The 9197-nt window shown below is 51.4% G+C and carries 8 protein-coding genes; all 8 read right to left on the bottom strand.

Going from position 1 to position 9197, the window contains the following annotated elements:
• Nucleotides 1-1301: CoB--CoM heterodisulfide reductase iron-sulfur subunit A family protein (locus HY879_25510; GenBank protein ID MBI5606702.1), on the bottom strand; the 1301-nt coding region annotated here is incomplete at its 3' end.
• Nucleotides 1298-2143 (bottom strand): CoB--CoM heterodisulfide reductase iron-sulfur subunit B family protein, encoded by an 846-nt coding sequence (locus HY879_25515; protein ID MBI5606703.1) that lies wholly within the window; start codon nucleotides 2141-2143, stop codon nucleotides 1298-1300. The genes HY879_25515 and HY879_25510, both read right to left, overlap by 4 nt.
• 14 nt (nucleotides 2144-2157) lie before the next feature.
• Nucleotides 2158-2730 carry a 4Fe-4S dicluster domain-containing protein gene (locus HY879_25520; protein MBI5606704.1) on the bottom strand — a complete coding sequence of 191 codons (573 nt, stop codon included), beginning with the start codon at nucleotides 2728-2730 and terminating at the stop codon, nucleotides 2158-2160.
• 380 nt (nucleotides 2731-3110) lie between these two features.
• The gene (locus tag HY879_25525) at nucleotides 3111-5246 is read right to left on the bottom strand and encodes a hydrogenase iron-sulfur subunit (protein ID MBI5606705.1); all 2136 of its coding nucleotides are present in this window, start codon (nucleotides 5244-5246) and stop codon (nucleotides 3111-3113) included.
• A gap of 498 nt (nucleotides 5247-5744) precedes the next feature.
• The gene (locus HY879_25530) at nucleotides 5745-7013 is read right to left on the bottom strand and encodes a CoB--CoM heterodisulfide reductase iron-sulfur subunit A family protein (GenBank protein ID MBI5606706.1); all 1269 of its coding nucleotides are present in this window, start codon (nucleotides 7011-7013) and stop codon (nucleotides 5745-5747) included.
• 175 nt (nucleotides 7014-7188) lie between these two features.
• On the bottom strand, nucleotides 7189-8073 hold the full coding sequence (locus tag HY879_25535) for a methylenetetrahydrofolate reductase (protein ID MBI5606707.1): 885 nt from the start codon (nucleotides 8071-8073) through the stop codon (nucleotides 7189-7191).
• The gene (locus tag HY879_25540; protein MBI5606708.1) at nucleotides 8066-8746 is read right to left on the bottom strand and encodes a methylenetetrahydrofolate reductase C-terminal domain-containing protein; all 681 of its coding nucleotides are present in this window, start codon (nucleotides 8744-8746) and stop codon (nucleotides 8066-8068) included. The genes HY879_25535 and HY879_25540 overlap by 8 nt, the downstream gene beginning before the upstream one ends.
• A gap of 90 nt (nucleotides 8747-8836) precedes the next feature.
• A partial coding sequence (locus HY879_25545; protein ID MBI5606709.1) for a hydrogenase iron-sulfur subunit occupies nucleotides 8837-9197 on the bottom strand: 361 nt, incomplete at its 5' end.

Here is a 9197-nt window from a genome sequence, read left to right on the forward strand (position 1 = left end):
AGCTCGCCCACCTGTCCGGCAGCACCCGAGGCCTGGGTGACCGATTCTGGGATATCCTTGGGGCCGTTGAAGACGCCGGCCACGTAGATTCCCGGGAGATTGGTAATCAGGGGATTGATTTCCTTACGGGCTGCAAAGCCGAAGGCGTCCAGATCCAGGCCCAGTTTCCGGGCCAGCGAAAGGCCTTCCTGGTGGGGTTCAAGACCTACGGACAAAACAACCAGATCAAAGACCTCAACCTGAAGGTGATCGGCCTCATCGAAATATTGTACTTCGAGCTGCTTAGTCAGGGGCTGTTCGATCACCCGGGAAATCATGGATCGTACGTAGCGCACCCCGTGTTCGGATTTGGCCCGTTCATAATATTGATCAAAGCCCTTACCCTGGGCCCGGAGGTCGATAAAAAATATAGTGGGCTCTATATCCGGGAAATGCTCCTTGGCGATGATGGCCTGTTTGGTGGCCTGCATACAGCAGACGGAAGAGCAGTAATCGTTGCCCAGGCAGGCGTCCCGGGAACCGACACACTGAATCCAGGCGATTTTTTGGGGTTCCTTCCCGTCCGAAAGGCGTTTGACATGCCCTCCAAAAGGGCCGGCTGCGGCCAGAATACGTTCGAACTGGATGGAGGTGACGACATCCTCGTAGCGTCCAAAACCCAGCTCCGGTTTGCGCTCGGCATCAAAGGGGGTGAAGCCCGGAGACAAAAGTACCGCGCCCACTTCAAGATTGATCTCTTTGGGCTCCTGGTTAAAATCGATGGCCTTGTTCTCGCAAAACTTTTCACAGGCCCGGCACTTGCCCTTCTGGAAGTAGATACAGTTCTCCCGGTCGATGGTAAAGACCAGGGGAATGGCTTGAGGGTAGTCGAGGAAGATGGCCTTTCGCTGTCCCAGGTTTTCGTTAAAAGGGTCGCTGACCTTTTTGGGACACTTCTCCGCGCAGACCCCACAACCGACACACTTCTCTTCGTCCACATAACGGGGGTGTTTCAGGATCCGGGCGGTAAACCGACCCGGTTGTCCGTTAAGATCAATCAACTCGGCCAGGGTGATGACCTGGATGGCCGGATGGCCGGCCACCTCGACCAGCCGTGGAGAGATCATGCAGGTGGAACAATCGTTGGTCGGGAAGGTCTTATCCAGGCGAGCCATGATTCCGCCTATGGACGGATTGCGGTCGAGGAGGTAGACGAAGAAACCGGCTCCGGCCAGGTCCAGGGCCGATTGCATTCCGGCGATTCCCCCACCGACGACTAAAACAGACCCCAGGGGGTTTTGGGGGGTATTTATTTGTTTCATAATAACTCCAACTGATTAAGCAAGGGGCTGGGATCAACGAAATGTCGGGAGAGCCACTTGGAAACATCCGGATGGCCAAGGGCCAATCCCATCAGTTCCGTAAAGTAGAACACCGGAATCTGGTACTTCTGGCCACGGGCCTGGCTGATCTTTTCCTGATACATATCCAGATTGGCCTGGCACATCTGACAGGAAACGACAAAACAATCGGCGCCCTGGGCTACAGCCCGGTCAAAGAGACGACCGACCAGTTCATAAACCACATCCTGCCGGGCAACGGCATGAGAGGCACCGCAGCAATCGGTCTTGAAGGGCCAATCTACGGCCGTGGCGCCGCAGGCTTCTACCAACCGGTCCATATCCATCGGGTTTTCGCAGTCGGTCCTACCGATAATCTGTGGAGGCCGGTTCCCCTGACATCCGTAATAGCAGAGGGCTTTCAAGCCCCTTAAAGGTTTATTGATCATATCCACAAAACGATCCAGGACTTCGGACGAGGAAAAAAATTCCAGAATGTCCCGAACCTGGATGCTGCCGGAGAAGTTATACTCGGACACCGTTCCTTGACGGAGGGCCTTTTCGGCTGTTTTCAGACGGTTGAAACACAGGGAGCAGGGTACGATCAAGTCCCGGCCGGCAGCTTCGGCCCGGACCACATTTCTGGCCGATAGCACCAGGGAAAGTTCCGGGCTCAAACTGTGGGCCGAGGTGGAACCGCAGCAGTTCCAGTCCTCCACTTCAGACAGCTCGATACCGAGCATCCCGGTCAAAGCCTGGATTGAGGCGTTGTAGTCGCTGGCAGTCGATTCGAGCGAGCACCCCGGGTAGTACGAAACTTTTATGGCTGCGGCCTGATTCATTGCCAATGCCTCTGGAACATTTTCTGGACCTTGTTAAGGCCTTTGATGCGGGTAGGGGTGAGTTTGAGCCGCCCTTTTTTAAACATTTTAAGGCCTAACAGGGCATTGTCCATCACCTTCCGGGGCTGCCACATCTGTCCTGAGCGGATCATATAACCCCGCATCAATCCCCCTTCGAAAACCCGGCCATGGGCTTTGACGCTTTTAAGAAACTCCCGGTGAAAAAGTTCGACGTTTTTCTCGGCCGCCTGGCCCGCACCGGTACTGACTTTCCCCTTCAGGTAGTCCATCAGTTTCGGGATATCGATCTCATTAGGGCAGCGGGTTACACAGGTGTGGCAGGAGGAGCAAAGCCAAATCGTTTTGGAATCGATCAGCCGCTCCTTAAGGCCCAGGTTGACGAATCGAACCACTTGATAAGGGTGATAATCCATGGCAAAGGTCATGGGACAGCCGTTAGAGCACTTGCGGCATTGAAAACAGGCCGAGACTTTGATTTGGCTTTCGTTTTCTACTTCATTGAGAAAAGAAAGGTCTATTTCTTTTATAACCGGTTCAGAGGTTTCCATTATGACTCCTTAAATCAACGATGGGCTTTTTTCTGTATTATTATAATTAAATCAATATATTAAATTTAATCTACGGGAGCAGTTGTCAAGGTAATATCAAGGAGCCCCGAATATAAATTTCGGTCGGGAATCCTTAATTGTTAAAAGGGGAATGCACTACCTGGAGGATAAGCGAAGGGCCAGATGATAACAGGTGACCATTTCTTATAAACCAAAGGCGAAGCCGTTTTCTTGCAAACAAGCGCTGTAAAACAGAGTTATTATAGGATAAAAAATTTATATAATGGTGATGCCTTTATTGTCATTCCCTAAATGCCAAAATCCCGAATATTATAATAAAATATAACAATTAATTTTTATTTTGCAATAGAAAAATCGTTTCAAATTTGAAAAGTTGTCGAATTTACGGGGAAGGTGAATTTTTCATAAATCCGCTGGATTCCCAGGCTCCGGCGCACTGGGCTGACCCCTAATTTCCGAAATCGATCTTCCATTTGATAACAGACCTTGAGGAATTGAGGACCCATACCGGGTGCTATGGTCTCAAATTGGATCCGTTCAGGTTCCAGCCCTATTTCCGGAAGGACCTCATGAAGGAACTGGACTCGTTCCAAGGCCCTCTTGTTTCCTTCAAAGGATTGGCAGGCTTCCATGGGACAGACCAGGATCAGGACCCCATCTGCCCCTTCCTTAAAGGCCTGAAGGATGTATTCGGGGTCGATTTTTCCGGCACAAGGTACCCGGATAAATTCAAAACCGATAGGCAGGGGCTCCCGGTAGAGAAGGGCCTGCTGCAAAGTCTTGTCAGCCGAGTTTTTGCAACAAAAAACCACAACTTGTGGGGTTATGGCCTCGAATTTCCTTTTGTCAAAAAAGGCGGCGACTTCATTAATAACCGTCCGGTCCCGATAATGCTTAATCTGGATGGCATCCATGGGGCATTCGGAAGCACATATACCGCAGACCTGGCAAGCCAGGGCGGAGATTTGAGGGCGGCGATATAGGAAATTAAGGGCCTGATGCGGACAGGAACGGACACAAGTCAGGCAAATAGTGCATTTCTTCCGGTCGATTTCAACCCGGGGGGCTTCGCATTCCTGAGTTCCTTTTCCAATCACATCGGCCGCCGATAGAATAGCCTCATGAATCTCCGAAAGGGAATCCTCGTTATCGGTAACCGGCCGGCGACTCCCGCCTACTACGAATATCCCCTTTCGGGGAGTCCGGACCGGAAGGGCATAGACCTTATCCGGAACCATAAATCCGGCGGCATCCAGGGAAACCCCCAGGATATCGGCTATACCTTTCAATTCAGGATGAGGCCGGAGTGTTTCATCAACAATGACGAGATCGGGCTGGAGCGTAAGGGGGCGGCCGAGTATTTCATCCTGGAAGGTAATCGTAAATCCCTTCCCGGTCTCCAGAATCCGGGGCTGCCCTTGATCAAATCTAAAAAAGAGGATGCCTTCCTCCCTGACCTGGGTATAGAGCCGTTCCAGGCCCGGTCCGGCAACCTTCATATTTCCGGTAAGAAAATATACCTGTTTATCCATCAGGCCCTGGATCAGGCGGGCGTTGGTTAAGGCCCTTTGAACCACGCCGGGGGATGATTCTGAGGATAGACCTAAAAGAAAGGCCACCTCCCTGGACTGATTTTCGGGCAACACTTTTTCACGATAGGCCCTGGAAGCCAGCATGACCTCTAACTGGGAAAGAGACAGAACCTTTCGCCCCGGCGTTAAGTCGTAAAGAGCGAAATTGGGATCTTCCCGGACCGGCAAGGACACGATTATGGCCCCTACCGATTGGCTGGATTGCTCATCCTGGCCGTTTTGAAAAACTATCTTGAAATCCCCGGTCTTTCCCGACAGGCCGACCAGACGGCCCTTATGGATCACTCGAACCCCGGGGTGTTTGGAAAGGATTTCCCATTGGTCCTGATCTTTTTCAGGTGTGGAACCGCTATGGTAACCTCCTTGGCCGGTAGTCTTTTCCGGTACCAGGACCATTACTTCATAGCCCAGATTTAAGCCCTCCTGGGCCGCCAGAAGGGCCATTAAATCTCCGCCTATAACCAGGAGGCGGGTTACGGTGGCGATTATTTCAAGGGGGTGGTCTTCTGCTATCTCTTTACCCCGGATGGCCTGCTTTAAGAGCAGGGCGGATCGCTCCCGAACCACTTCGGGTTCAACTTGAACGCCCAGATATTCGGGAAGCATATTGACCAAAGTGACCTGGTCCGGACTCAGCCCCCATTTGCCCAATTCCTGCTTAAAGGTATTCTGGTAGTTTGACGAATGACAACTGGCGATAATAAGATGGGAAAGACCTTTTTCGGAAATTTTATGAGATAATCTGGAGGCACTGGTTTCCCATTGATCCTGATAAAGATCTTCCACAACCTGGACCTGGGGAAAGGCCTGAGCGATGGCCTTTAATTCATCAGTGTCTATGGCTTCCTTGATCCATTTTTCTTTGTGACAGATAAAAACACCGATCTTATTTTCAGGTAACATAAATGCTCCGTTAGCTTTGATGGAGTCGTAAAAAGTCGCCACCGACCCCTGATCCCCGACCTCTGAACGTTATTTTCGAACTAAGTCCTCATGCTCGCCTGATGCGGGCACGGACGAAACATGAAAAACCGTATCAGTTTAGCTTTTTGAAAAAACGTCGATAACCGCTCCGTCAGGTTCTTTTCGTTTCGGCATAACACCTGGATTCCCGTTTTCACGGGAATGACGTGCAAGAAAGTTCAGAATTTATAAGTAAAAGTTTCAAATTTTTCAAAGGGCAAAATTGTTACTAAGAACCGAATAACGAATACCGAATGTCGAAGGAAGGGGGGGGAAACTTCATAATTCGATATTCGATATTCGAAATTCATTATTCTATTTTCACATTAAACCGCCATGCCCCGCCTTTTGGGGCATGGCACCACGAAGCATGAAAATAGGCTCCTTGGAAGACGAATGCTATTTTCGAACTAAACCCTCATGCCCCAAGGCTATCGCTCACTTCATTTTTACCCCCAGATACCGGGCCACCTGGAGGGCCGCTTGTCCTCCATGGCTAATGGACTGGGCAATGTCCATAGGGCCGGTTATGGTTCCGGCTGTAAAAATCCCCAGGGGATTCTCCCGGGTAAGAAAACCGTCTGCATCGATCGGTAGTTGAAACTGCTCAGCCCAGGTTTTATTTTCTTCAGCCGGCATCAGGCCGATGGAGAGTACCAGCAGATCAAATAGTTCCTGGCGGGGTGGTCCTTCTCCGTTCTCCTGGAACCTTAAAGAAATCCGTTCGCCGGGTGCCGGGTTGATGCTGCCGGGAATCCCCCGGATAAGGGTCAAGGTTTCTTTGGCTTTCTCGTAAAGGGGAATAAATTCCTTACCGAAATTTTGAATGTCCATGTAGAAGACATACGATCCAATTTCCGGCCAACGATGCTTTATCGCTCCCCCCATGCGCAAGGCATAACCGCAACAAACCCGGGAACAGAAGAGGTGGTTCAGTCCCCGGTCCCGGGAGCCGATGCATTGGATAAAGGCCAGGCGGCCCGGGCGTTTTTGATCCGAAGGACGTAAGACTTCTCCTTCTATCCGGATCATTTTTTCCAATTCCATGGCGGTAATGATGTTAGGAATCCGGCCGTATCCCAGAGCGGGTTTGGCCAGAGGATCAAAAGGCGTATAGCCGGTTGCTAAAACGACAGCATCCACCTGAAGGTGATGGTCAAGGGGTTGACGGTCGAGATCGATGGCCTTTTCCGGGCAGGTATCCTGGCAGAGCCGGGCCTGGGAATCTTTAAAATATAAACAGGCCTGGTCATCGATGTCATAAATAGGATGGGTGGCCGAAGAAGTCAGACCCTTGATGATGGCCCCTTCCTCCACGGCCGGGCAGGACTGGTAACAGATCCCGCAATTGTTGCAACGGGAAGGGTCGATATATTCCGGTCTTTGCCGGATGGAGACGGCATAAGACCCACCGCTCAATGGTTCGGCCTGCTCCAATCGGGCCCGGGTCAAAATTTTTATCCGGGGATCAAGGACTATCTCGGAAAGGCGTTCTTCTACCAGACAATAGTTGCATTTTTGACAGGTATCGGTGGCCTTGCAAAAAAAATTCAGGGCCTGGCCGCCGATGAAATGCTTTTTTTCTGCAATGATGACTGAAAGGCCGAGTTTGCTTAAATGGCCGGCACAGGACAGGCCGGCAATGCCCCCGCCGATGATAAGCACCTTTTTCCGGGTTGGATCATTGGTTCCTTGTTTTATGCTCAAGAAAACCCTCCTATGTAATTAGTTCGGAGTATTGAGTTCGGAGTGAAGAATTGGATAGCCTCCGGTTTTGACTCCGAACTCAACACTCCGAACTTGTTTCTTTTCGGATGATGGCTTCTGGTTGATGTCTTTAAATTCCGCAATCCGCAATCCGAAATCCGCATTCCAAAATCGTTCACAGTCCGGCCTTATCTAAAATCTCCGGGATTAAATGCTCCTGTCCAATGGCCATGATATGGACCCCATCTCCCAAGTTCTTAGCCTTGATCTCCTTGATCCGGGCAACCGTCCATTCCAGGGCTTTCCTGGGACCATCGGTTTCACCGGCTTGACGGAATTCTTCAATCAAAGGAAGCGGGACGGTCACGCCGGGCAGGGAGCCGTCCTGGTATTGGCTGATTTCTTCCCAGTTTAAAAGGCGAAGGCCGGCAATAATTTTGGTTTCGTATTGCCGGGCAAATTTTATGAAATCAGCCAGCCGGTTAAGATTGAAGACCGCCTGGGTCTGGAAAAATGGAATGCCCATGGCCGCTTTTTTGGTAAACTTTAATAACTGGGGTTCCATGGGATCGGCTTCCGGGGTAACGACCGCCCCCAGGCAAAATTGAGGACTTCCTGCCAAAGGGTTTCCGGCCAGATCTTTCCCTTCCATTAATCCCTGAAGCATTTTCAAGGCCTGAACAGAGTCCAGATCATAGACCGGCTTGGCGTCCTTCTGATCTCCATGAGTTGTATGGTCACCGGTCAGGCAGAGGATATTGGTGATGCCCAGGGCTCCGGCCCCGAGGGCTTCCGAGGCCAGGGCCAGGCGATTTTTATCCCGGCAGGCCATATTCAGGATAGGCTCACCACCGGCTTGTTTGATCAGAAGACAGGCCGGTAAGGCCCCTAAACGCATCATCCCGCCGCGATTGTCGGTTAGATTGATTCCGTCCACTCGATCCTTCAGGATCTGTACCTGCTTCAGCAGGTTGTCGATTTCAATCCCTTTGGGGGGATCCAGTTCTACGGTGATTAAAAATTTTCCCGTCTTCAGCGATTCCTGAAAAGATTTACTCATGGGCTTCAAATCTCCTCTTATAGGCGGCATGGGTTTGATAGGCTGGAGTGATCCTTAAGCTGTTGCGGCTGGGTTCGAAGGCCTTTCGGATGAGATCCAGGCGGCCTGTTTTTTCCAAACGTCTGTAGATCAGGGTCCAGGCGCAGGGTTTTTCCCTATCCACCTCGCACTGCCCATGAACGGTTCCACCACAAGGGCCGTTCAGAATGCCTTTGGCGCAAACGGTCTTCGGACAAATGCCCCCGGTCTGATCCAGTACACATTCATGACAGGCCCGACAGCGTTCGGTCCAAAAACCCACGGCTTCGTTAACACCGATAAAAGTCGTGTTGACTCCGGGTAAAACCGGTTTGGTGTCATAGATCTCGGCCAGAAACTGAATACCGGCCCCGCAGGCCAGGGAAAGGATGGCCTCATTTTCTTCTACCGGATCTTTCAATTCGCTTAAGAATTCACGGTCGCATTGACGTTCGACAGTGGCTTGGCTGATGGCCAGGGGCCTTCCTTTAATTTTGGAGGCTATGGAAAGCTCTGCAGCCAGGAGCCCCACTTCTTTTTCTCCACCAGCCAGACAAACCGCCACACAGGTTCCACATCCGGCGATCAGGACCTTCTTATAAGGGGCCAGCATGGCCTCGATCTCGGCAAAGGGTTTTCTCTCGGCAACGATCATAAAGAACTCCTTATGAGTTCAAGGCTATAGGCTATAGGCAATAGGCTATAGGCAAAAGGTTAAAAAACGAGAACGGCCCTCCGGGAAAAATCAGGAGGCCGGAGTGACGTTGCGAACTTCATCCACCGTCAAGGGCCTCGGCCCCGGGGGACCTTCCAATATTTTTTTCCGGATCGGATTGGGTCCTAACTCCCTGGCCCGTTCAGTCATCTCCCGAACGGCCCTGGCCCAGTTGGGGGCGTCGGAAGCCCCTATATGATACATCTCCAACCGGCGGCCATCCAGGCCGACTTCATCCAGAAGCTGTTTAGTGTGCGCGACTCTTTCTTTGGCTCTGAGATTTCCTTCCAGGAAATGGCAGTCTCCCACTTCTCAGCCGCCGACCATGATGGCGTCGGCACCGGCCTCAAAGGCCTTCAGGATATGCAGGATATCCACCTTGCCGGTGCAC

It is taken from the genome of Deltaproteobacteria bacterium (genome assembly GCA_016219225.1).
Lineage (GTDB): Bacteria > Desulfobacterota > RBG-13-43-22 > RBG-13-43-22 > RBG-13-43-22 > RBG-13-43-22.